19 protein-coding genes are annotated in these 22206 nt (G+C 63.7%); 3 read left to right on the top strand and 16 right to left on the bottom strand.

The genetic code is table 11. The features are described 5' to 3' along the window. The first annotated feature begins 17 nt into the window (after window positions 1-17). Together MHM88_RS13865 and MHM88_RS13870 are read left to right on the top strand one after the other, a co-directional pair. Entirely contained in the window at window positions 18-3338 is a 3321-nt protein-coding gene (locus tag MHM88_RS13865) for an error-prone DNA polymerase (RefSeq protein ID WP_239367077.1), read from the top strand. A 7-nt stretch (window positions 3339-3345) separates the two neighbouring features. After that, the gene (locus MHM88_RS13870) at window positions 3346-3612 is read left to right on the top strand and encodes a hypothetical protein (RefSeq protein WP_239366186.1); all 267 of its coding nucleotides are present in this window, start codon (window positions 3346-3348) and stop codon (window positions 3610-3612) included. 11 nt (window positions 3613-3623) lie between these two features. On the opposite strand, the gene MHM88_RS13875 is transcribed toward MHM88_RS13870, so the two are convergent. The 9 genes from MHM88_RS13875 to MHM88_RS13915 all read right to left on the bottom strand — a co-directional run bounded on the left by MHM88_RS13875 (window position 3624) and on the right by MHM88_RS13915 (window position 15298). Beyond that, window positions 3624-6740 (bottom strand): Hint domain-containing protein, encoded by a 3117-nt coding sequence (locus tag MHM88_RS13875; RefSeq protein WP_239366188.1) that lies wholly within the window; start codon window positions 6738-6740, stop codon window positions 3624-3626. Window positions 6741-6992: 252 nt separating this feature from the next. Next, window positions 6993-7973: an ABC transporter ATP-binding protein gene (locus MHM88_RS13880; RefSeq protein WP_239323250.1), complete on the bottom strand. Its 981-nt coding sequence runs from the start codon at window positions 7971-7973 to the stop codon at window positions 6993-6995. After that, the gene (locus MHM88_RS13885; RefSeq protein ID WP_239366200.1) at window positions 7970-8932 is read right to left on the bottom strand and encodes an ABC transporter ATP-binding protein; all 963 of its coding nucleotides are present in this window, start codon (window positions 8930-8932) and stop codon (window positions 7970-7972) included. The genes MHM88_RS13880 and MHM88_RS13885 overlap by 4 nt, the downstream gene beginning before the upstream one ends. A gap of 3 nt (window positions 8933-8935) precedes the next feature. Beyond that, complete coding sequence (locus MHM88_RS13890) at window positions 8936-9868, bottom strand: ABC transporter permease subunit (RefSeq protein ID WP_239366202.1); 933 nt, start codon at window positions 9866-9868, stop codon at window positions 8936-8938. After that, complete coding sequence (locus MHM88_RS13895) at window positions 9865-10794, bottom strand: ABC transporter permease subunit (RefSeq protein ID WP_239366204.1); 930 nt, start codon at window positions 10792-10794, stop codon at window positions 9865-9867. The genes MHM88_RS13890 and MHM88_RS13895 overlap by 4 nt, the downstream gene beginning before the upstream one ends. A 71-nt stretch (window positions 10795-10865) precedes the next feature. Beyond that, entirely contained in the window at window positions 10866-12482 is a 1617-nt protein-coding gene (locus MHM88_RS13900; protein WP_239366206.1) for a peptide ABC transporter substrate-binding protein, read from the bottom strand. Window positions 12483-12774: 292 nt separating this feature from the next. Then, a complete protein-coding gene (locus tag MHM88_RS13905) occupies window positions 12775-12870 on the bottom strand; it encodes a DUF2474 domain-containing protein (RefSeq protein ID WP_239323245.1) in 96 nt (31 codons plus the stop codon). After that, window positions 12870-13874: a cytochrome d ubiquinol oxidase subunit II gene (cydB, locus tag MHM88_RS13910; RefSeq protein WP_239366208.1), complete on the bottom strand. Its 1005-nt coding sequence runs from the start codon at window positions 13872-13874 to the stop codon at window positions 12870-12872. Before cydB ends, MHM88_RS13905 begins: the two co-directional genes overlap by 1 nt. An 11-nt stretch (window positions 13875-13885) precedes the next feature. Then, entirely contained in the window at window positions 13886-15298 is a 1413-nt protein-coding gene (locus MHM88_RS13915) for a cytochrome ubiquinol oxidase subunit I (RefSeq protein ID WP_239366210.1), read from the bottom strand. A 295-nt stretch (window positions 15299-15593) separates the two neighbouring features. Between MHM88_RS13915 and MHM88_RS13920 the strand changes: the two genes are divergently transcribed. Further along, window positions 15594-16520 carry a carbohydrate kinase gene (locus MHM88_RS13920; protein WP_239366212.1) on the top strand — a complete coding sequence of 309 codons (927 nt, stop codon included), beginning with the start codon at window positions 15594-15596 and terminating at the stop codon, window positions 16518-16520. Window positions 16521-16524: 4 nt separating this feature from the next. Here the strand turns inward: MHM88_RS13920 and MHM88_RS13925 are convergent, their stop codons facing one another. The 7 genes from MHM88_RS13925 to MHM88_RS13955 all read right to left on the bottom strand — a co-directional run bounded on the left by MHM88_RS13925 (window position 16525) and on the right by MHM88_RS13955 (window position 22200). Then, complete coding sequence (locus MHM88_RS13925) at window positions 16525-17187, bottom strand: GntR family transcriptional regulator (protein ID WP_239323241.1); 663 nt, start codon at window positions 17185-17187, stop codon at window positions 16525-16527. A gap of 95 nt (window positions 17188-17282) precedes the next feature. Then, window positions 17283-18422 carry a M56 family metallopeptidase gene (locus MHM88_RS13930; protein WP_239366214.1) on the bottom strand — a complete coding sequence of 380 codons (1140 nt, stop codon included), beginning with the start codon at window positions 18420-18422 and terminating at the stop codon, window positions 17283-17285. Further along, window positions 18412-18807 (bottom strand): BlaI/MecI/CopY family transcriptional regulator, encoded by a 396-nt coding sequence (locus tag MHM88_RS13935; protein ID WP_239323239.1) that lies wholly within the window; start codon window positions 18805-18807, stop codon window positions 18412-18414. The genes MHM88_RS13930 and MHM88_RS13935 overlap by 11 nt, the downstream gene beginning before the upstream one ends. A gap of 357 nt (window positions 18808-19164) precedes the next feature. Next, on the bottom strand, window positions 19165-19443 hold the full coding sequence (locus MHM88_RS13940; protein WP_239323238.1) for a DUF2160 domain-containing protein: 279 nt from the start codon (window positions 19441-19443) through the stop codon (window positions 19165-19167). 1 nt (window position 19444) lies between these two features. Next, a complete protein-coding gene (locus MHM88_RS13945; protein ID WP_239323237.1) occupies window positions 19445-20242 on the bottom strand; it encodes a carbohydrate ABC transporter permease in 798 nt (265 codons plus the stop codon). Window positions 20243-20256: 14 nt separating this feature from the next. Continuing rightward, window positions 20257-21120 carry a carbohydrate ABC transporter permease gene (locus MHM88_RS13950; protein ID WP_239323236.1) on the bottom strand — a complete coding sequence of 288 codons (864 nt, stop codon included), beginning with the start codon at window positions 21118-21120 and terminating at the stop codon, window positions 20257-20259. 6 nt (window positions 21121-21126) lie between these two features. Beyond that, on the bottom strand, window positions 21127-22200 hold the full coding sequence (locus MHM88_RS13955; RefSeq protein ID WP_239366229.1) for an ABC transporter ATP-binding protein: 1074 nt from the start codon (window positions 22198-22200) through the stop codon (window positions 21127-21129). Between the last annotated feature and the right edge of the window lie 6 nt (window positions 22201-22206).

The raw sequence follows: 22206 nt of genomic DNA on the forward strand, positions 1-22206 counted from the left end.
CCACGACTCCGGCGCTGATGCCGGGGCAGGGCTATGCCGAATTGTGCACCACCAGCAATTTCACCTTTCTGACCGGGGCCTCGCACCCGGAAGAACTGGTCCTGCGCGCCGCCGAGCTGGGCCTCTCGGCGATTGCCATCACGGACCGGAATTCCCTGGCCGGCGTGGTGCGGGCGTGGAGCGCGTTGAAAGAGCTGAAACGGGATGCTGGCACCGCTGTGGAAATCCGCTCCCAGCACCGTGTCGACCCCTCCTCCCGGCAGAAAAAGGGACCGGCCGCCCCGCTGGCGGCGCCCGCGGCCGCAACGCCGCTGCCAAAGCTGATCGTGGGGTGCCGGCTGGTCCTGCGCGACAGTGCGGTGGACTGGGTTGCGCTGCCCCAGGACCGGGCGGCCTACCACCGCCTGACCCGGTTGCTGACCCTGGGCAAGCGCCGTGCGGACAAGGGAGATTGCGAACTTTATGCCCGGGACCTGCATGCGGCCTGCAAGGGGATGATCCTGATCGCCTTGCCGCAGCAGCGGGTGCAGAACGCGGTGCCGGATATTCAGCACATGCGGCGGCATTTTCCCAATCACGTGTTCCTGGGGGCCGCGCCCCGGTATGATGGCAGCGACCAGGCCTATCTGGCTGCCTGTTCCACGGTTGCGCAAAAGGCCTGTGCGCCGATGGTGGCGGTGGGGGATGTGCTGATGCACAGGGCCAGTCGCCGGCAATTGGCCGATGTGCTGACCTGCATGCGCGAACATATCACCATTGACGAGATCGGCACCCGCGCCCTGCCCAACGGGGAGCGCCGCCTGAAGGGCGAGGCGGATATGGCGCGGCTGTTTCGCAATCATCTGGGCGCGGTGCGCCGCAGCCTGGAGATCGCGGCCCGGTGCAGCTTTGACCTGGGGGAGCTGTCTTATGAATATCCGCATGAAGAGGCCGACGGCGAAACCCCGCACGCCCGCCTGGAGCGGCTGGTGCGCGACGGGCTGGTGCGGCGCTATCCCGGGGGCGCGCCGGACCGGGCGATCCGGTTGATGGAAAAGGAACTGGCCGTGGTCCGGGAGCTGAACTTTCCGGCCTATTTCCTGACAGTGCATGACATCGTGCAATTCGCCCGGTCACGCGGGATCCTGTGTCAGGGGCGCGGCTCGGCGGCCAATTCCATTCTGTGCTACCTGCTGGGCATCACCGATGTCAGCCCCGACATGATCGCCATGGTCTTTGAACGGTTCGTGTCCAAGCATCGCGGGGAGCCGCCGGATATCGATGTCGATTTCGAGCACGAGCGGCGCGAAGAGGTGATCCAGTGGATCTACGAGAAATATGGCCGGGACCGGGCGGGGCTGTGCGCCACCGTGATCCATTTCCGCACCCGCGCGGCGATCCGCGAGGTGGGCAAGGTGATGGGCCTGTCGCAGGATGTCACCGCCGGGCTGTCCGGTCAGATCTGGGGCATGAGCAACGGCGGCGTCGATCCGGACCGCATCCGCGAGCTGGGTCTTGATCCGCAGGACCGCCGGCTGATGCAGACCCTGCGGCTGATTGGCGAGATCATCGGCTTTCCCCGCCATCTCTCGCAGCATGTGGGGGGCTTTGTGATCACGCGCGGGCGGTTGGACGAGCTTGCGCCCATCGAGAATGCCGCGATGGAAGATCGCACGGTGATCTGCTGGGACAAGGATGACATCGACGCGCTGGGCATCCTCAAGGTGGATGTGCTGGGGCTGGGGATGCTCAGCTGCATTCAAAAGGCATTTGCCCTGATGCAGCAGCACGAGCATGTCACACAGAGTATCGCCTCGGTCCCGCAGGGGGACCCGGCCACGTATGACATGTTGTGCCGGGCGGATGCGGTGGGGGTCTTTCAGGTGGAAAGCCGGGCGCAGATGAATTTCCTGCCCCGGATGCAGCCCCGCGAATTCTACGATCTGGTGATCGAGGTGGCGATCGTGCGCCCCGGTCCCATTCAGGGCGACATGGTGCAGCCCTATATCCGGCGGCGCAACGGGCTGGAGCAGCCCGATCCCTTTGGGCCCGCGCTGGAGGAGGTGACGCGGCGCACCCTGGGGGTGCCGCTCTTTCAGGAGCAGGCGCTGCAGATCGCGGTGGTCGGCGCGGGGTTTTCGGCCGAGGAGGCCGATTATCTGCGCCGGTCGCTGGCCTCGTTCCGGCGCATGGGCACCATCGGTCTGTATCGGGACAAGTTCATCGCGGGCATGCTGGCAAACGGCTATCCCCAGGAGGTGGCCGAACGCTGTTTCGGTCAGATCGAGGGCTTCGCCGATTACGGGTTTCCCGAAAGCCATGCGGCGGCCTTTGCCATGCTGGCCTATGTGTCGGCCTGGCTGAAATGTCATCATCCCGCCATCTTTGCCTGTGCCCTGCTGAACTCCCAGCCCATGGGGTTTTATGCCCCGGCCCAGATCGTGCGGGACGCTCGCGAGCATGGCGTGGAGATCCGCCCGATCTGCGTGAACCACTCCGCATGGGACAACACGCTGGAACGCCGCCCCGATGGCGCCCTGGCCCTGCGGCTGGGGTTTCGCCAGATCAAGGGCTTCAAGCAGGAAGAGGCGGATTGGATCGTGGCGGCACGCGGCAATGGCTATACCACGCCGGAGGCCCTGTGGCTGCGGGCGGGGCTGCGCCCGGATGTGCTGACGCGGCTGGCCGAAGCGGATGCGTTTTGCAGCATGGACCTGACCCGCCGCGATGCGCTGTGGCAGGTCAAGGCGATCCGCAGCAAGACCCCCTTGCCGCTGTTTGACGACCCGATCGACGGGGAGGTGGTCCGGGAACCGTCCGTCGCCCTGCCCAGCATGCATCTGGGGGAGGAGGTGGTCGAGGATTATGTCTCCACCCGCCTGTCGCTGCGCGCCCATCCGATGGAGCTGTTGCGGCCCGGCATGACCGGCCTCACCCCGCATAATGCGCTTGTGGACCGGCCTCTGGGACAGTGCACGGTGTGCGGGCTGGTCATCACCCGCCAGCGCCCCGGTACCGCATCGGGGGTGATCTTCCTGACGCTTGAGGATGAAACAGGGGTCAGCAATGTGGTGGTCTGGCCCAAGGTCTATGAGCAGTTCCGGCGTATTGTCATGGGCGGGCGGCTGTTGCAGGTGCGCGGGACAGTGCAGCGCGAAGGCATTGTCGTGCATGTGATCGCGCAGGATATTCGCGACCTGTCCCACAAGCTCTATGATCTGGGGCATCCCATGCCGGAGGCCCTCAGCACCGAGGGGCCCCGGGCCGATGACACGCCCAAGCAGTCCCGCTATCCCGCCCGCGCCATGCATCCGCGCGATCAGGCCAAGAAGCTCTTTCCAAGCCGCGATTTCCACTAGCGGGACCATGCATCCGGTGTTTGAAAACCAGCTCCGGAGCTTTAGCGGCGTGCGGCTGCGCGGCACGTCGCAGGTCACGCGCATGTATTGCCGCCTGGATGCGCCGAACGTGATCCCCTGGGCCCTGTCGGAGCTGGACTTCGAGGGGTTGCGCGCGGATCTGGTCCGCGAAGGGATGATTGACGGCGCAAACTGGACCTCACCGGATGCCGCCGAGATCGCGGCGGATCTGGCGCGATATGGCGAGGTCTACGATTTGGCGCATCCCTTCTGAGAGCACTCGGGTCAGGCGCTGCGGCGGGCCTGATCCGCAGGCAGCGGGAAGCGGTGTTTCACATCCTTGCGCCGCAGGTCCGTGCGGGCCAGGTCACCGTACCCCTGCGTGACGATTTTGCGCCCGGGGGCACCGCGGCTGGCAAGGGCGGGCAGCAGCTCCGGAAACAGGTCGAAGAGTTCTCGGCGATCCTGCGAAGACAGGCTGCGCAGGGCTTCGGGGCCGGGCCAGAAGGTTTCGCTGGCGCATCCGTCGGCAAAGATGACCTGGTGATCTTCGGTCAGCAGGTGGATGTAGCAGGTGGGCCGCAAGCTGTTGTCGACCTGCACGTGATCCGGATCCATGTCCTGCAACAGGCGGGCACGGGCAAAGGCCTCCGGGGGGGCCGCTTGGGCGGCTGCGGGCAGCACGAAGCGATGCTGGGGCGAGACCCGCAGCGGGCGTTGCGTGCCGACCAGCCCGCCCGGGCGCAGCAGGACGGGGCGCAAATGCGGCTGGCGCAGCAGATCCATGCGCGACAACAGGCGCCGCCCGGTCCAGACAACCGGCTGAAGGCCGTTGTCCGCGGTCTGTATCAGGTCCCCGACGCGGATCTGTTCCACGGGTTTGACCCCGTGTGCGGTCTGGATCAGCGCCCCCGGCGTGTAGCAGGGGATGCCGGCGGCAAACAGCTGCGCATGGGTGGTCATCTGGCTCGGGTCCACCCCTTCCAGCACCAGTTGTTCACCGTCGGGGAAGGTCAGCAGCGCATTGCCGAACCCGTCATCCGAGGTGGTCACGTCGATGGTCTGCACCGCGCCATCGGCCCCGGAGCCGCCGGTCAGCTCCGACACATCGAGCTGGTCGTTGTAGAACCCGTCGGTGTCGTCGTCGTTGAGGTCGAAATCGGTGATGGTATCGGTGCCGCCTGACGCCGTCAGGGCGATCTCGTCATCGCCCAGCCCGCCGGTAAAGCGGTCATCGCCCTGGCCGCCTTGCAGCGTGTCGTCGCCGTCGCCCGCGTCGATGTCGACACCGAACCTGTCATTGCGGGCATCGACCACGTCGTCCTGATCCGTCAGCACCAGCTGCTCGATCTCGGAGAACTGGATGGTATCGGTCCCGTCGGTGATAAAGCCGGATTCGTCTCCGGTATAGGTCACCGTGACCGGGCCGGTCATGTAGGAGAGATCGACCACGTCGAGGTCATTGCCGGCCTCGCCCCCCACGACGGTGTCATTGCCGAAGTTGTCCTCGATCCGGAAGGTGTCGGCATCCGCCTCACCATACATCTCGTCCGCGCCGCTGCCGCCGACCAGGAGGTCGTCGTCATTGCCGCCGTACATGGTATCGTTGCCGGTGCCGCCCTCCAGCGTGTCATTGCCGTCGGTGGCGACGATGCTGTCGTTGCCGGTGCCGCCGACAAGGCTGTCATCGCCGGAAGAGTTGCGCAGGGTGTCGTCGCCATCGCCGCCGAAGAGGGTATCGTTGCCGATGCCGGTGGTCAGGCTGTCATTGCCGCCGCCGCCATAGATGAGGTCGTCGCCGTCGCCGCCGGAAATGGTATCCGCATCATCGCCGCCGTCGATGGTGTCATTGCCGCTGCCGCCTTCCATGTAATCGGCGCCGGCGCCGCCATACATCTCGTCATGTCCGTCCTCGCCGAACATGCTGTCATCGCCGTCGCCGCCGTCCATGCTGTCGTCGTCGACGCCGGCATACATGGTGTCGTTGCCCTCGTCGCCCTCCAGCGTGTCATTGCCTTCGGTGGCCACGATGCTGTCGTCGCCGACGCCGCCGACGAGACTGTCATCGCCGGCGGAGTTGTGCAGCGTATCATTGCCTTCGCCGCCCAGAAGCGTGTCGTTGCCGAGGCCGGTCGACAGGCTGTCATCGCCTTCGCCGCCGTCGATGAGGTCATCCCCATCGCCGCCGGACATGGTGTCGCCGCCCAGCCCGCCGATCAGCGTGTCGGCGCCGAGGCCGCCGGTCAGGATGTCGTCCCCCTCGCCACCATCTATGCTGTCGTCGCCTTCGCCGCCGTCCAGCAGGTCGTTGCCGCCTTCGCCAAAGATCACATCGGAGCCGAGACCGCCCAGCAGGGTGTCGTTGCCCGCGTCGATCGGCGTGTAGACCGCATCTTCGATCAGATCGCCCGAGAGCGTGAAACCGGAGGGCGTGTTGCGGGCTTCCAGCGTGAAATTGATCGAGCTGCGCCCGTCGAATTCGGCCGAGAACCAGGCGTCCTCGTCATCGGGATTATTGGCTTCGGTGCCGGCGGCGCGCACGGTGCTGCCATCCTGGGTCACGTTCAGCGAGCTGTCGGAGGAGGTGCCAAAGGCGTTGAAATCATCCGCGTCCAGCGTGACCGCTTCGACGTCCCAGGCGTCGTAGTTCTGGTCGAGATCGTTGAAGGTGGCGGTGGAGTTCAGCTCGAGCGCCTCGCCGGTGGTGGGGTCAAAGAACTCCAGCCGGAATTCGGCGGTGTCGCCGGTGCCGTATCCATCCATCGTGATTTCGGCCCCTCGCTCCCCGGAGAGGTCGATGCTCATGTAGGGGTCGGAGGAACTGACCAGCACAAGGCGGCCCCAGACCGAGGTGCCGTCGTCGAGAAAGGCGACATCGCGATAGACTGCGGAATCCCCGGCCACCGCATGATTGCCGCTGTAGGTCTGGCTGACCAGGTTGTCGATGTTCAGCACCAGCGGGGTGGCATCCTGGCCGGTGTTGCCGTCCGTGTCCCCCATCAGCGTATCGTTGCCATCGCCGCCATCGACGCTGTCATGGCCGCGCCCGCCCATTACGGCATCCGCGTCACCAGAGCCGGTCAGATTGTCGTCGGTGTCGCCACCAAGCAGCAATTTATACAGCCCGTTGCCGTTTCCATTCCCGTTGCCCACGCCATAGGCATTGCCGTTGCCCTGCGCGCCAAGACCCAGACCGACAAGGACGTTTTCGATCAGGCCGCCGCCGTCCTCGTCGTCGTCATCCTCATCCTCGTCTTCCTCTTCTTCCTCTTCCTCCTCCTCGGGAATGAAGTCGGGATCCCAGGGATCCAGATCTTCGGGGTCAAACCCGTGCGGAGTCGTGACGTCCGAGGACTCCGGATCGTTGCTCTGGGGGGCGTCGGAATGGTCTGTCGCGGGCATGAACGTGGCACTTTCAACTGAATGCGCCCCCAACAGGGATTTGAGCGAAGAGGGCAGCGGATCAACTGGAAACCTGCCAAAAGGGTCAGAAAAGAAACGTTAAATACCGAGATCAAAATAGGGCAAAGTTTAATGGCCTCCGGATCGGGACCGGAGGCCAGTGTTCTGGACCTGCTGACAGAGTCGGGGACAGTGTCGAAGACTGGACCGGTGATCGTGCGGCGGGCTGGGCCGGGAACTGTGCCGGTGGCCTCAGACCTCTTCCAGCAAGCAGGCGACCTGGGCGCTGTCGGTGCCTTTCAGGGCGGGGCGGGTGCTGCGGCAGGCGTCGATGCGTTTGGGGCAGCGGGACTGGAACAGGCAGCCCTGCGGCAGCGCCAGCGGGCTGGGCAGATCGCCATCCAGCACCTGCGGCGTGGTTTTGACACGCGGATCGGGCACCGGCACCGCCGACAGCAGCGCCTGGCTGTAGGGGTGGCGCGGGTGGTCCACGACCTCGCCAGCCGGGGCCTTTTCCATCACGCCGCCGAGATAGAGCACCAGCACATCATCCGAGATATGCCGCACCACGCCCAGATCATGCGCCACAAAGATCAGGGTCAGGCCCATCTCGGCTTGCAGATCCTTCAGGAGGTTGATGACCTGCGCCTGGATCGACACATCCAGCGCCGAGACCGGCTCGTCACAGAGCAGGATCTGCGGCGCCGAGACCAGCGCCCTGGCGATGCCGATCCGCTGACACTGGCCGCCGGAGAACTCATGCGGGAAGCGGTTGAAGTTGCGCTCCGGGATGCCGACCCGATCCAGGATGTCTCGGGTCGCCTGCTTGCGCTCCTGGGCGGAAAATTCCGGGCGGAAATAGGCCAGCGGTTCGGAGACGATGTCGCGGATGGTCATGCGCGGGTTCAGGGATGCGATCGGGTCCTGAAAGATCATCTGCATCCGCTTGCGCAGGTCCTGGAGGCTGGCCCGGTTCTGGTAGTCCACCACCGTGCCGTCCAGCCGGACAGTGCCGCCCGAGGGCGCGACAAGCCCGGCGATGGCGCGGATCAGGGTGGATTTGCCACAGCCCGACTCGCCCACGATGCCGAGCGTCTGGCCGCGATGCAGATCGAAGCTGACGCCATTCACCGCATGCAGGCTGTTTGCCGGTGACCAGGGCCATTTCTTGCCCTGGTTGATGGCGAAGGTGACCCGCAGGTCGTCAACAGAAAGGATCGGGGTCTGGGTCATGTCAGCTCCTCCACGGGGCGGATGCAGGCGCGTTTCCGGCTGCGCCCCTCCAGCGGGGGCAGGGTCTGGTGGCAGGCGTCCACCGCATCGCCGCAGCGGGGGGCGAAGGGGCAGGCGGACGGCGGGCGGGTCTGGTTCGGCGGGCTGCCGGGAATGGCCGCCAGCGCGCCGGTGGCCTCGTGAATGTTCGGCACCGCCCTGAGCAGGCCACGGGTGTAGGGATGCCCGGGCGCATCGAACAGGTCGAGCGTCGGCGCGGCCTCCATCACCCGGCCTCCGTAGAGCACCAGCGTATCCTCGCAGAACCCCGCCACCACGCCGAGGTCATGGGTGATCAGCATCACCGCAGTGCCCAGATCGCGCTGGATCTCGTCCAGAAGCGCCATGATCTGCGCCTGCACGGTGACATCGAGCGCGGTTGTCGGCTCATCCGCAAGGATCAGCCTGGGTTTGCAGATCAGCGCCATGGCGATGACGATCCGCTGCCGCATGCCGCCCGAAAACTCGTGCGGATAGGCGGTCAGGCGGTTTTTGGCATCGGGGATCTGCACCGCCTCCATCACCTCCAGCACGCGTTTGCGCGCATCGCGGCGCGAGAGGCCCTCGTGCTGTTCCACCACCTCGCCGAGCTGGCGCTCGATCCGCATGTAGGGATTGAGCGAGCTCATCGGGTCCTGGAAGATCATGCCGATGTCCTTGGCGCGGATCCTGTTCAGCGCCGCATTGGGCAGGGTCAGCAGGTTCTGACCCTCGTAGAGGATCTCGCCCGTGGCCTCGGCGTTGTTGGCCAGCAGCCCCATGATCGACATGGCGATCTGGGATTTGCCGGAGCCGCTCTCGCCCACGACGGCCAGTTTCTGGCCTCTGGCGATGTCGAAGCTGACGTCATTGACGGCATGGACGTGACCGTCGCCGGTGCGGAAGCGGATGTTCAGATTGTTTACGGACAGAAGGCTCATGTCTCAGCGGTCCTTCGGGTCGAGGGCGTCACGGAGACCGTCGCCGATGTAATAGAGAGAGACCTGCGCGATCACGAAGAAGGCCGCCGGGAAGGCGAGCTGCCAGAGCGTGCCAAAGGTCATGGTGCGCGCCCCTTCGGAGATCAGCGCCCCCCAGGAGGTATTGGGCTCCTGGATGCCGACGCCGAGGAAGGAGACGAGGCTTTCCATCATGATGACCTCGGGGATGACGATCGAGGTGTAGATCACGATCACCCAGAGGATATTGGGCATCAGGTGTTTGAAGATGATGGCAAAATCGCTCATCCCCAGCATCCGCGCCGCATCCACGAATTCGCGGTTCTTCAGCATCATCACCTGACCCCGCACGATCAGCAGGCCGGCGGTCCAGTTCACCAGGATGATCACCAGGATCATCTGCGTCAGCGAGCGGCCAAAGAAGGCCTGCCAGACCACGAAGAAGATGATGTAGGGGATCGACAGCCAGATGGTGTAGGCGCCCATGATGATCTGGTCGGTGCGGCCGCCGAAATACCCTGCCGTGGCGCCGAGGATGGAGCCGAGGATCACCGAAGCGGTGCCGGCGAGAAAGCCCACCAGCAGCGAGGTCCGGCTGCCCTGCACGACGCGGGCATAGAGGTCGCGGCCCAGCTCGTCGACGCCGAAGAAATGGCCGTTGGCCAGGGCCGGGCCGCCTTCGGTCTTGATCTTGCCGAGGACGTTCCAGTCGATTTCCTCGTAATTCCATTGCGCGATGGTATGGCCAAAGATGGCAAAGAGCACCAGCAGCACCAGCATCACCACGGAGCCGACGGCCATGCGGTTCTTCAGGAACCGGCGCCGGGCATCGGCCCAGAACGAGCGGGAGACGATCATCTCCTCGGCTGCGGCCTCGGCATAGGCGGCAGAGTTCATCTGTTTCTTGGCAGTGGTCACAGCTTGCTCCGCACTTTCGGGTCGATCCAGGCATAGGCGAGGTCGAGCAACAGGTTCAGGGTGAAGGTCAGCACGGAATAGAGGATCGCGAGCCCCAGCAGCATCGAGTAGTCGCGGCTGTAGGCGCCGTCGATGAAGTCCTGCCCGATGCCGCCGGTGGAAAAGAATACGTCAATGAAGACCGATCCGGTGATCATGTAGACAAAGACCGGCCCCATGTAGGTCAGCGTCGGCAGCAGCGCCGGTTTCAGCGCGTGGCGAATGATGATGGTGCGTTCCGGCAGCCCCTTGGCGCGGGCGGTGCGGATGAAGGGGGAGTTCATCACTTCAAGAAACGAGCCACGGGTCAACCGCGCGACCCCGGCCATGTAGGAGGTACCCAAAGCCACGGCAGGCATGATGATGTATTCCCATTGGCCGCCGTTCCAGCCACCGCCGGGCAGCAGACCCCACCAGAGGGTGAACATCAGGACCATCAGCGGCGCGAGCACGAAGTTGGGAAAGATCTGGGAAAAGATCGCCAGCCCGGTCATCGCGTAGTCCCAGAAGGAGTTGTGACGCAGGGCGGCGATGATCCCCAGCGGGATGCCGCAGACCAGCACAAAGACCGCGGACCAGAACCCGTAGGTCAGCGTGACCGGGAACCCGCCCGCGATCACGTCGTTCACCGTGCGGTCCTTCTGGCTGAAGGAGGGGCCGAAGTCGAAATGGAGGACGATGTTCTTGATATAGGTCCAGAGCTGCACATAGAGCGGCTGGTCCATGCCGTAGCGCTCCAGAACATTGGCCATGACGGCGGGCGGCAGCGGCTTTTCAGAGGTGAAGGGCCCGCCGGGGGCAAGGCGCATCAGGTAGAACGAAAAGACGATCAGCACCAGAAGCGTCGGCACCACCGTGAACAGGCGGCGCAGGGTGTAGTTCAACATATGACTGCCTCATCACGCCCCGGCTGCACGGAGGCGACCGGGGCGATGGGTTGTTGATGTTTCAGAAGGGGTTACTCGGCAACCTTGTAGAGGTCCTTGGAGTACCAGTTCTGCTCGACGTTATGGATCGGCCAGCCCTTGATGTTGCTGCTGAGCATGATGTTCGTCGAGTAGTGATAGACCGGCACCACCGGCATCTCGTCGGCGAGGATCTTTTCGACCTCGGCATAGAGCGGCGTGGTGTCCTGCGAGGATTTTGCCTCGGTCATCAGGGCGTCGACCTTCTCGTTAGAGTATTTGCCGTCGTTATAGCCCGAGGGCGTGGTCAGCAGGTCGAGGAAGGTCGAAGCCTCGTTGTAGTCGCCACACCAAGCACCGCGCGCCATGTCGAAGTTCTGGTTGCCGCGGGTTTCCAGGAACACTTTCCATTCCTGGTTTTCCAGGGTCACGTCGATGCCGAGTTTCTGCTTCCACATCTGCGAGGCGACGATGGCCACCTGCTGGTGCGATTCCGACGTGTTGTAGAGGTAGTTGAAGGCGAGTTTCTCACCGTCCGGACCATAGCCTGCTTCGGCCAGCAGCTCCTTGGCCTTGGCGTCGCGCTCGGCCTGGGTCATGGTGGCATAGGGCACTTCGGGCACCTCGAAGTCGGCGGTCGCGCCGGGGGTGAAGGTGAAGGCCGGGAACTGGCCGCCCTGCAGCACCGCATCGGTGATCACGCTGCGGTCGATCGCATAGGAGAGCGCCTGGCGGACGCGGGCGTCCTTGAACGCCTCCGGGCCGCTTTCGACGTTGAAGGTGAAATAGTAGTTGCACAGGCGGGGCAGGGCATAGGCCTCGTCCGGGAACTCTTCCTTCAGGGTCGGATACTGACCTGCGGGGATCTCGGTCTTGTCGACCTCACCGGCGCGGTAGCGGGTCAGGCCCTGCGCCTCGTCACCGATATTGAGGGTCACGACCTTGTCGATCACGGTCTTGTCGTTGTCCCAGTACATCGGGTTGCGCTCGCGCACGGAGCGTTCCTTCAGCACATGTTCCGTCAGGACGTAAGCGCCGTTGGACACCATGTTTTCAGGCCGGGTCCAGGATTTACCATGTTCGTCGATCGCCCATTTCGGGGCCGGAAAGGTGGTGGCGTGGGTGACCATCTTGTCGAAATACGGCAGCGGCTGGCTCAGCTGCACAACCAGCGTCTGATCGTCCGGAGCCGACACGCCCAGATCGGTGATCGGTTTTTCGCCGGCGATGATGGCAGATGCGTTCTGGATCGACATCAGTTCCATGTACCAGGCATAGGGCGAGGCCAGCTCCGGATCGACGGCGCGCTGCCAGGCGTAGACAAAATCACCTGCGGTCACCGGTTTGCCGTCCGACCATTTGGCAGTGTCGCGCAGTTTGAACGTGTAGGTCATGTTGTCTTCGCTGACCTCATGGCTCAGCGCGACGCCGGGGACGTTGTTGCCGTCCGCATCCTGATTGTAGAGCCCCTCAAAGAGATCGCGCACCACCTCGGAGCCGACCACGCCCTCGACCACCTGCGGATCAAACGAGGAAAACTCGTCCAGCACCCGATAGGTGAAGGTCTGGTCCGCGGCGAGATTGGCATCCGCCGGCACATCGGCGGCATGGGCGCTGGTGAGCATGGTTCCCGACAACAGGGCGGGTATCAGAATCGAACGGTAGGTCATGGGACTCCCTCTTTGCTTGGTTATTGTATCCAATACCCTGCATCAGGCCCGAAAGACTGGGAAGCGTTAAATAAGCATAAAATGGCGAGAGAGGCTTGCAGTGCGCAGGTTCTCGCTGATGGATGCGCCGCTCTGGCATGATGGCCTGCCGTCGCGTCAATCTCCCGCGTTGGCGATTTTGCGGTCGCGTGGGGTGCGCACAACTATAGGGGGCATATCCCCGGCGCCAATGCAAGGTGACGCGGACATGCGGTCGCGGAAATTGTGTTGGATTGACGGGACCTGCGGCGCGCTAGGGCACGATCGCCCAGCGGATGATCATGGCCACGATGCCCAGCACCAGGACGCTCGCACACCACAGGCCGATGAACCAGAGCCAGCGTCGCATCAGTGATAGCCTTCGTTGGGATCCATTTTGCCGCGAAACACCCAATAGGCATAGGCGGTATAGCTCAGGATCAGCGGCAGCAGGATCAGCGCCCCGACCAGCGTGAAGGACAGGCTCTTGTCGGGGGCGGCGGCGGCCCAGATGCTGAGGCTCGGGGGCACCATCATCGGATAGAAGCTGATGCCGAGGCCGACAAAGCAGGTCACGAATATGCCAAGCGCGGCAAAGAACGGCTGCCGGTCGGCGCCACCGCGCAGGCCGGAGAACAGCAACCACACAAGCGCCGCCATCAGTGCCGGGACGCAGAAACTCCAGAGGCTGCCGGGCAGGTTGAACCAGCGCGAGAAATAGACCGGGTCGAGGAACGGCGTCCACAGGCTCACCACGCCGATCAAGGCCAGGGTGGCAACGGCGAGGGGCCGGGCGAGGCGGCGCATGTGGTCACAAATGCCGCCTTCGGTCTTCATGATCAGCCAGCAGGCGCCCAGCAGCGCATAGCCGACCGCCACCGCCAGACCGCAGAGGAGCGAGAACGGGCTGAGCCAGTCGAACCAGCCCCCGGCATAGGCGCGGTCCTCGATCTTGATCCCCTGCACCAGCGCGCCCAGGGCGATGCCCTGACAAAGCGCGGCCACCAGCGAGCCGCCGGAAAAGGCGAGGTCCCAGACCCATTTGAGCTTTTGCGCCCGCCAGCGGTATTCGAAGGAGACGCCGCGAAACACCAGCGCCAGCAGCATCACCATGATCGGCATGTAGAGGGCGGGCATGACGACGGCATAGGCCAGCGGAAACACCGCAAACAACCCGCCGCCGCCCAGCACCAGCCAGGTTTCATTGCCATCCCAGACCGGCGCGACGGAGTTCATCATCAGATCGCGCTCCGCATGCGATTTGGCAAAGGGGAACAGGATGCCGAGCCCGAGATCAAACCCGTCGAGGATCACATAGGTGAGAACGGCAAAGGCGATGAGGCCGGCCCAGATGAATGCGAGATCGAATTCCATGATGTGCGTCCTCAGTTCGGGGTCTTGGGGGACAGGGCATCGAGTTTGCCGGGGGGCACCAGACCGGCGGCGCGCACCGGCGCATCCCGCAGCCCCAGGCGCGGGGTGGCGGGCCGTTTGTTCATCATCGCCAGGATGTAGGCGGTGCCGGCGCCAAAGACGAAGAAGTAGACCACCACAAAGGCAATCAGCGATGTGGCCACCGCGGGGGCCGCGACCGGGGCAAGGCTGTCGGAGGTGCGCAGCAGCCCATAGACCGTGTAGGGCTGGCGCCCGACTTCGGTGGTGATCCAGCCCGCCAGCACGGCGATGAACCCGGTTGGCCCCATCAGCAGGCAGGCGCGGTGCAGCCAGGGCGCCGTATAGAGCCGCCCCCGCAGCCGCGCGACGCCGCTCCACAGTCCCACGGCCAGCATCGCAAAGCCGAGGCCGACCATCACCCGAAAGCTGAAAAAGACGATCGGGACCGGCGGTTCTTCGGTGTCGGGCACGGTGTCGAGCCCGTCCAGCGGCGCGTTCAGGTCATGTTTCAGGATCAGTGACGACAGCTTGGGGATTTCGAGGGCATAGTCGATGCGCTTTTCTGCCGGGTTCGGAATGCCGAACAGGATCAGGGGGGCGCCCTCGGGGTGGCTGTCATAATGGCCTTCCATCGCCATCACCTTGACCGGTTGATGCTCCAGCGTGTTGAGGCCATGGGCATCGCCGGCGAAGATCTGGATCGGCGTCACGATCAGCGCCATCCACATCGCCATGGAGAACATCCGCCGCGCCTCGCGGTCGTCGCGATCCCGCAACAGGTGCAGCGCGCCGACCGCGCCGACCACAAAGGCCGTGGTCAGGAAGGCCGCCAGCACCATATGCACCAGCCGGTAGGGGAAGGAGGGGTTGAACACGATCTGCCACCAGTCCTCCGGGATGAACTGGCCGTTGGCGGCGATGGAATAGCCCGCAGGGGTCTGCATCCAGCTGTTCACCGAGAGGATCCAGGTCGCCGACATCAGCGTCCCGAAGGCGACCATGCCGGTTGCAAACATATGCAGCTTGTCACCCACCCGATCACGGCCAAACAGCATGATCCCGAGAAAGCCCGCCTCCAGGAAGAAGGCCGAAAGCACCTCATAGGCCATCAACGGCCCGATGACGGGGCCGGCCTTGTCGGAAAACACCGACCAGTTGGTGCCGAACTGATAGGACATCACGATGCCGGAGACCACGCCCATGCCAAAGGCCACGGCAAAGATCTTTTTCCAGTAGTTGAACAGGGTCAGATAGGTGGTGTCCCGGGTCCTGAGCCAGAGCGCATTCAGCACCGCAAGGAAGCTGGCCAGACCGATCGAGAAGGCCGGAAAGATGATGTGGAACGATACCGTAAAGGCAAATTGGACACGGGCGAGCGTTTCTGCGGATATACCATCCAGCATGGGAGCCTCCTCGGCTAGGGCTTGGGGCAACAGCTATCCTATGACCCCTAAAAAGCAATATCCCGGATGTGGCTTTGCGCGCCCATGTCGCGCGTCATGCTGTCACCTGCGGCAGGGCGTCACTGGTCCGCGCCGTCCTGGCAGCGTCGTCCTGGGCCGGGGCGGATGCAGGAATAATTTGTCAGAGAAGTTGAAAAATGTTAGCGCCCCCATCAGCGGCGCGCTAAGGTAGCGACCGTGCCCGGGTGGCTGGCCGTTTGGCAGCACCGTGAAACAGGAATGACAGGACGACGCCATGATCCTTTGCTGCGGTGAAGCGCTGATCGACATGATCCCCAACAAAACTCTGGATGGCCAGGAGGCTTTTGTGCCCCATTCGGGCGGGGCGGTGTTCAATACCGCCATTGCGCTGGGGCGGCTGGGGCGGTCAACGGCGCTCCTCAGTGGGGTGTCGACCGATCTGTTTGGTGCGCAGCTTGATGCGGCCTTGGGGCAGAGCGGGGTGGAAACGCAGTATCTGATCCGCTCTGACCTGCCGACGACGCTGGCGTTTGTGAAGCTGGAAAACGGCCATGCAAAATACGCCTTCTATGACGAAAACACGGCTGGGCGCATGATCGCTGCTGCGGCGCTGCCGGTGGTGCAGTCGGATGTGGGGGCCCTGTTCTTTGGCGGCATCAGCCTGGCCTGCGAACCCTGTGCGGACACCTACGCAACGCTCCTGGAGCGGGACGGCGGCAGCCGTGCGGTGGTGATGGACCCCAATATCCGGCCGGGGTTTGCGCCGGATGAGCAGCGCTATCGGGCGCGGTTGATGGCCATGCTGGCGCGAGCGGATATGGTCAAGGTCTCGGATGAGGACCTGGCCTGGATCCTGCCGGAGCATGATGGCCTCCTGCCGCAGGCCCACGCCTTGCAAGCGCTTGGACCGGCGGTGGTGCTGGTCACCAAAGGCGCCGAGGGAGCCATCGGTGTGCTGTCGGGCGGCGAGACCGTCGAGGTCGCCGCCGAGCCGGCAGAGGTGGTGGATACGGTCGGGGCCGGGGATACGTTCAACGCCGGTGTCATGGCACGTCTGGACGAACAGGGGCTGCTGACCAAGGAGGCGCTGCGCCAGCTTGCGCCCGACGCGCTGAAGCTGGCCCTGGCGCATGGGGCGCGGGTGGCGGCCATCACGGTGGCGCGGGCCGGGGCCAATCCGCCCTGGGCCAACGAGCTCTAGTCGGCTAGTCCTGACCCGTCATGTTGCGGACCAGTCCGGCGCAGGATTGCATGATGTGGTCGCGGGTCAGTTCCGCCGCCTGATCCGCCTCGCCGGCGGCGCAGGCCTGCCAGATCGCCAGATGTTCCGCGTTGGATCTGGCGACATTGCCGGACCGGACCAGCGCGGCCCGCAGGTAGCGATCCACCCGGTCCATCGCCTTGGCAATCGCGTCCTCGTGGTAGGGCAGGCCCGAGGCGCGATAGAGGCGTTCATGAAAGCTGCGGTTCAGATCCCCCCAGGCCAGCGGGTCCTGGGTGGTATTCAATCCCTGAAAGAAGGACTTCGCCTCTTCGAGCGTGCTTGCATCCATGTTTGGCACGGCGCGGCGGATCACCTCGGGTTCGATCAGGGCGCGGTATTCGAAGATCTCGCGCAGCTCGTCCAGATGCAGGCCGGCAACCACCGCGCCCTTGAACCGCTGCGAGGTCACCAGCCCCTTTTCCTCCAGCCGAGAAATCGCCTCGCGCACGGGGATGCGGCTGGTGTTGAACAAACGCGCGATTTCATCCTGCCGCAGGGGGGTTCCCTCTTCCAGCTCGCCTTCGATGATGGCCTTGCGCAGCGCGTCGAACACGATCGACGCGGCAGAGGCGGTTTTCGAAATATCGATGGGCTGAAGCTTCATGTCGCAGATCTCCTCGACCGGTTCATAGCGAGGAAGACCGTCCGGAGCAAAACGTTTGGCGCGTGCGGTTGAGAAATCCTGAGCGCTGTTGCGGGTCAGTCCGAGGAGGTGACAAAGCCGCCATTGAGCGCCGAAACCGTGGTTTGCGCGGCGCTGCGATGGGCCATGCGTTCCAGGTTCACGATGGTCGACAGCATGATGCGGTCGTGGCTCCAGTCCCCGGGGCGCTGGATCAGGAAGGCGGTGGCGATCACGGCGCAGGCGATGGCGGCGGCGACGCCGGTCCAGACCAGATGCTGGGGCCCATCGGGGCGCTGTTCGGTGACCGCGATGATGCGGCGGGCAAGGATCGGGGCGCTATGGATCTCGCGCCGTTGCAGCAGCGCCACCGAGGGGCTGCGGGGGCTGAGGTAGATCGGGGTCTTGCGCGCCCGTTCGGTGGAGCGGATCAGGCATTCGCAATAGCTGCGCAGATCAAAGCGGGACCGGGCGCTGAGGGCCTGGTCGCAGGCGAATTCGCGCACTGCACGCATGTCGCGGCGCCAGAGGTAAAAGGCCGGGTTCCAGAACAGCAGCGGCCGCAGGCATTCCATCAAAAAGGCGGTCTCGACATCGCGTTGGCGGAAATGCTGCAGCTCATGCGCCAGGGTCAGGCGCAGATCAAGCGGGTCGTTCAGCAGGGCGGTGGGCAGCACCACATAGAGCCGGCGCAGGCCCCGGGTGGAATAGGCCACCGCGGTGTGGTCGCTGAGCAGCAGCTCGACCCGGCCGATGCGTTTCCAGTGGTAGGCGGAGGCCAGGGCGCGGCGCAGGCGCATCACGGCCCGGACCAGCAGCGCGCCGGAGATCAACGTGCCGCTGACCAGCGCAACCACCGCGATCTGGCTCCAGATCGCGCTGCCGGCGCTGAGGGTGCGGATCAGATCCTCGCGCAGGCCGATCAGGGTTTCAAAGCGGGAGGCGGACATGCTCACGTTGCCTTGAAGATACTGCGAGACCAGAACATCGGAGAGGGTGGGCGGATGCCCCAGCCCGCTGGCGTTGAGCACCAGCACGAGGCCGGGCATGACGGCCAGCAGCACGGTCATGCCGTTCAGCAATCGCAATTGCGGGCCATAGACAGTCGCCAGGGAGGTGCGCCGCAATCCGGCCCGCGCGACGAGCCACAGCAGCGCGCCGGCGCATACCAGCAGATTGAGGTCGATATAAGCGTTCAGAAGCGCATCAGCTTTCATTGTCCCCCAGCCTTTCGTTCAGCAAGGCACGCATTTCAACGAGCATGTCATCGGTGATGTCCTCGTCATCGACGAGCCGGGCCACGAGGGCAGCGGGTGCGCCGTTGAAGAGTTTGCTCGACAGGTTCTTGAGCGATGTTTTTTGATAATCCGCCTTTGGGATCGCCGGGCGATAGACAAGCGAACGGTCGACCCGTTCACTGGTCAGAAAGCCCTTCTGTTCCATGATCTTGAGAACAGTGGCGACGGATGTATAGGCGCGCTCTTGGACCTTGTTCAGCTCGGCAAGGATGTCGCGCACGGAACCCTGACCCAGATCCCAGACCACGGTCATGAACTCAAGTTCGACCTCGGTCAGCAGAGAGTGGTCCTGTTTCTTGCGCATAATGTCCAAGCTTTGCTTTGGCGGTGCCGCAACCGGGGAGAAGCCGCGGAGATCGCGTTATGATCGGGATCAGGTTAGGGGATTTCGGCGCCTGCGAAAACTATTTTTTTAGAAGATGCGTGGCAGAGCGGCGCCGGGGTGTAAAATTGTGCGCTTCCGCGCGCCGATTCTACGTCTCAGTAGAGGTGATGGCCGGACCGCGCCGGGCGCGTGTGAGGCGAAGCGGTGCGGGTTTGCCGAGATGGTCCTGAGGGGCAGGTGTGCCCTCAGGACCGTTCTTGAGTGTGTTTGGAATGGCGCGTCAAGGGCAAGCCGCCCGTTGGGCGGGGCCTGCGGCCCCCTTGACCCGCGAGCCCTCTAGACCTTCCAGAAGCAGAAGATGCCCCAGGCGATCGCCAGACCAAGCGGAATCCAGAGCGGTGTTCCGATCAGGCCCAGCCAGGCCAGGAAGATATAGGAGGTGCCCAGCAGCGTGATGAACAATCGGTCCCCCCGGGTGGTGGTGAGTCCGAGGACACCCTTGCGGGCATCGCCGCCGGGGGTGCGGATTTCCAGCAGGATCAGCACGCCGATGGCGGAGAAGATCCCGATGAACACAAGGGCGGTGGGCCAGGTCCAGGCCATCCAGCTCAGCATATCAAACCCTCCCCATCGCGAAGCCCTTCGCGATGTAGTTGCGGACGAAATAGATCACGATCGCGCCCGGAATGATGGTCAAGGTGCCCGCTGCCGCCAGCAGGCCCAGCTCGTAGCCTGCAGATGAGGCCGTCTTGGTCATGGTGGCGGCGATGGGTTTTGCCGCAACTGCCGTCAGGGTCTTGGCCAGCAAGAGTTCCACCCAGGAGAACATGAAGCAGAAGAAGGCCGCCACGCCGACGCCTGCCTTGATGGCGGGCAGGAAGATCGACACGAAGAAGCGCGGGAAGGAATAGCCGTCCACATAGGCCGTCTCGTCCAGTTCTTTCGGCACGCCGCCCATGAAACCTTCGAGGATCCAGACCGCCAGCGGAATATTGAACAAGCAATGCGCCAGCGCCACCGCGAGATGGGTGTCAAAGAGACCGACGGCGGAATAGAGCTGGAAGAAGGGCAGCGCAAAGACCGCAGCGGGCGCCATCCGGTTGGTGAGCAGCCAGAAGAACAGCTGCTTGTCGCCCAGAAAGCGATAGCGCGAGAAGGCATAGGCCGCAGGCAGCGCCACGCAGACCGAGATCACCGTATTGATCGACACGTAGAGGATCGAGTTGATGTAGCCCCAGTACCAGCTGGGATCGGTGAAGATCACCTTGTAGTTCTCCAGCGTGAAGGTCTGCGGAAACAGCGAGAAGCCGGAGAGGATTTCATTGGTTGTCTTGAAGCTCATCGCCACCAGCCAGTAGATCGGCAGCATGAGGAACAAGATATAGACGATGGGGACGATAGATCGTTTCTGCATATCAGGTCCCTCCCTTAGTTCTGATCGTCTTTGGTCATCAGCGTGTAGAACAGCCAGCTGACCAGAAGCGTGATTGCAAAGTAGATGAGCGACATCGCGGCGGCGGGGCCGAGGTCGAACTGCCCGAGCGCGATTTTCACCAGGTCGATCGACAAGAGCGTGGTGGAGTTGCCGGGGCCACCGCCGGTGAGGACAAACGGCTCGGTGTAGATGTTGAAGCTGTCCATGAACCGCAACAGGATGGCGATGGTGAGGACGGTCTTCATCTTCGGCAGCTGGATATAGCGGAACACCGACCAGTTGGACGCGCCGTCGATCTTGGCCGCCTGATAATAGGCGTCAGGGATTGAGACGAGACCAGCATAGGACAGGAGCACCACAAGCGAGGTCCAGTGCCAGACGTCCATGGTGACGATGGTCACCCAGGCCGCAATCGGGTCCTGCGTCATGTCGTAGTTGATGCCCAGCGTGTGGTTCAGGAAGTACCCCAGAAGGCCGATGTCGGGCAGGGTAAAGATGTTCCACATCGCGCCGACCACGTTCCACGGGATCAGCATCGGCAGTGCCATCAGCACAAGGCAGACCGGCACCCAGAAGCCTTTGCGCGGCATCGAAAGGGCGATGGCGATACCGAGCGGCACTTCGATGATGAGGATCAGGAAGGTGAACAGGAACTGTCGCCCAAGGGCAGCGTGGAAACGGTCCGAGCGCAGGATCTGTTCGAACCAGTCCAGTCCTTGCCAGAAGAAGACGTTGTCGCCAAAGGTCTCCTGCACGGAGTAGTTGACGACGGTCATCATCGGGATCAGGGCGTTGAAGGCTACCAGCAGCAGGACCGGCAGCACAAAGAACCATGCTTTTTGGTTTTCGGTTTTCATTTGCTGTTACTCCGGGTCTGTGGCGAGCCAGCCGTCGACATAAAGCCGGGTCTGGTCTTGGCGGAAGGCGAGGTGGGTGCTGTCGCCCTTTTGCGGTGCGGCGCCTTCCTCGATCACGGCGTTCACCTTGTGGCCGAGGCAGTCGCATTCGACGACCGTGTGGCGGCCCACATCGGAAACCTTGGTGACCGTGGCGGGCAGGCCGCTGTCGGAAAGCGAGACAAACTCCGGGCGGATGCCGATTTCGGTCTGGCCGGTGGGGGTGCCGCGGACGGGACCTTCCAAGGCGACGGGCTGGCCCTCGATCCTGGCGCTGCCATCGTAGGAGCAGGGGATGATGTTCATGCCCGGCGAGCCGATGAAATGGCCGACGAAAGTGTGTGCGGGACGTTCGAACAGCTCGACCGGCGTGCCGATCTGCACCACTTCGCCCAGCTGCATCACCACCACCTGATCGGCAAAGGTCAGCGCCTCGGTCTGGTCGTGGGTGACGTAGATCATCGTCGCCTTGACGCGCTGGTGCAGTTCCTTGAGCTTGGAGCGCAGCTTCCATTTCAGATGCGGGTCGATCACGGTGAGCGGTTCGTCGAACATCACCACATTGACGTCCTCGCGCACGAGGCCACGGCCCATCGAGATCTTCTGCTTGTTGTCGGGGCTGAGGCCGGCGGCCTTTTGGCCCAGCATCTCGGTGACCTCCAGCATCTCGGCGATCGCCATGACGCGCTGTTCGACGGTGGCCTCGTCCCGACCGCGATTGCGCAGCGGAAACGCCAGATTGTCGTAGACGGTCATGGTGTCGTAGATCACCGGGAACTGGAACACCTGCGCGATATTGCGCAGGTCGGGGGGCAGTTTGGTGACGTCCTGACCATCAAACAGGATCTGGCCCTCAGAAGGCACCAGCAGACCGGAAATGATGTTCAAGAGGGTGGATTTGCCACAACCGGAGGGGCCGAGCAGCGCATAGGCACCGCCGTCGTTCCAGTCGAGGTCGATCTCCTTCAGCGCGTAGTCGCTGTCGGATTTGGGGTTGGACAGGTAGCTGTGCCGCAGTTTGGACAGGGTAATCTTGGCCATCTTATC

Source organism: Epibacterium sp. MM17-32, assembly GCF_022348205.1.
GTDB lineage: Bacteria > Pseudomonadota > Alphaproteobacteria > Rhodobacterales > Rhodobacteraceae > Epibacterium.

Coding starts and splice junctions, on each gene's coding strand:
- MHM88_RS13940 (WP_239323238.1), bottom strand. CDS start 19,443: ATGCTGAGCTGGATGGCCTGGACCTGGCCCACCGCCCTTGTGTTCATC.
- MHM88_RS13905 (WP_239323245.1), bottom strand. CDS start 12,870: ATGCGACGCTGGCTCTGGTTCATCGGCCTGTGGTGTGCGAGCGTCCTG.
- MHM88_RS13900 (WP_239366206.1), bottom strand. CDS start 12,482: ATGACCTACCGTTCGATTCTGATACCCGCCCTGTTGTCGGGAACCATG.
- cydB (WP_239366208.1), bottom strand. CDS start 13,874: ATGGAATTCGATCTCGCATTCATCTGGGCCGGCCTCATCGCCTTTGCC.
- MHM88_RS13880 (WP_239323250.1), bottom strand. CDS start 7,973: ATGACCCAGACCCCGATCCTTTCTGTTGACGACCTGCGGGTCACCTTC.
- MHM88_RS13915 (WP_239366210.1), bottom strand. CDS start 15,298: ATGCTGGATGGTATATCCGCAGAAACGCTCGCCCGTGTCCAATTTGCC.
- MHM88_RS13920 (WP_239366212.1), top strand. CDS start 15,594: ATGATCCTTTGCTGCGGTGAAGCGCTGATCGACATGATCCCCAACAAA.
- MHM88_RS13925 (WP_239323241.1), bottom strand. CDS start 17,187: ATGAAGCTTCAGCCCATCGATATTTCGAAAACCGCCTCTGCCGCGTCG.
- MHM88_RS13870 (WP_239366186.1), top strand. CDS start 3,346: ATGCATCCGGTGTTTGAAAACCAGCTCCGGAGCTTTAGCGGCGTGCGG.
- MHM88_RS13875 (WP_239366188.1), bottom strand. CDS start 6,740: ATGCCCGCGACAGACCATTCCGACGCCCCCCAGAGCAACGATCCGGAG.
- MHM88_RS13955 (WP_239366229.1), bottom strand. CDS start 22,200: ATGGCCAAGATTACCCTGTCCAAACTGCGGCACAGCTACCTGTCCAAC.
- MHM88_RS13895 (WP_239366204.1), bottom strand. CDS start 10,794: ATGTTGAACTACACCCTGCGCCGCCTGTTCACGGTGGTGCCGACGCTT.
- MHM88_RS13935 (WP_239323239.1), bottom strand. CDS start 18,807: ATGCGCAAGAAACAGGACCACTCTCTGCTGACCGAGGTCGAACTTGAG.
- MHM88_RS13930 (WP_239366214.1), bottom strand. CDS start 18,422: ATGAAAGCTGATGCGCTTCTGAACGCTTATATCGACCTCAATCTGCTG.
- MHM88_RS13950 (WP_239323236.1), bottom strand. CDS start 21,120: ATGAAAACCGAAAACCAAAAAGCATGGTTCTTTGTGCTGCCGGTCCTG.
- MHM88_RS13865 (WP_239367077.1), top strand. CDS start 18: ATGCCGGGGCAGGGCTATGCCGAATTGTGCACCACCAGCAATTTCACC.
- MHM88_RS13885 (WP_239366200.1), bottom strand. CDS start 8,932: ATGAGCCTTCTGTCCGTAAACAATCTGAACATCCGCTTCCGCACCGGC.
- MHM88_RS13945 (WP_239323237.1), bottom strand. CDS start 20,242: ATGCAGAAACGATCTATCGTCCCCATCGTCTATATCTTGTTCCTCATG.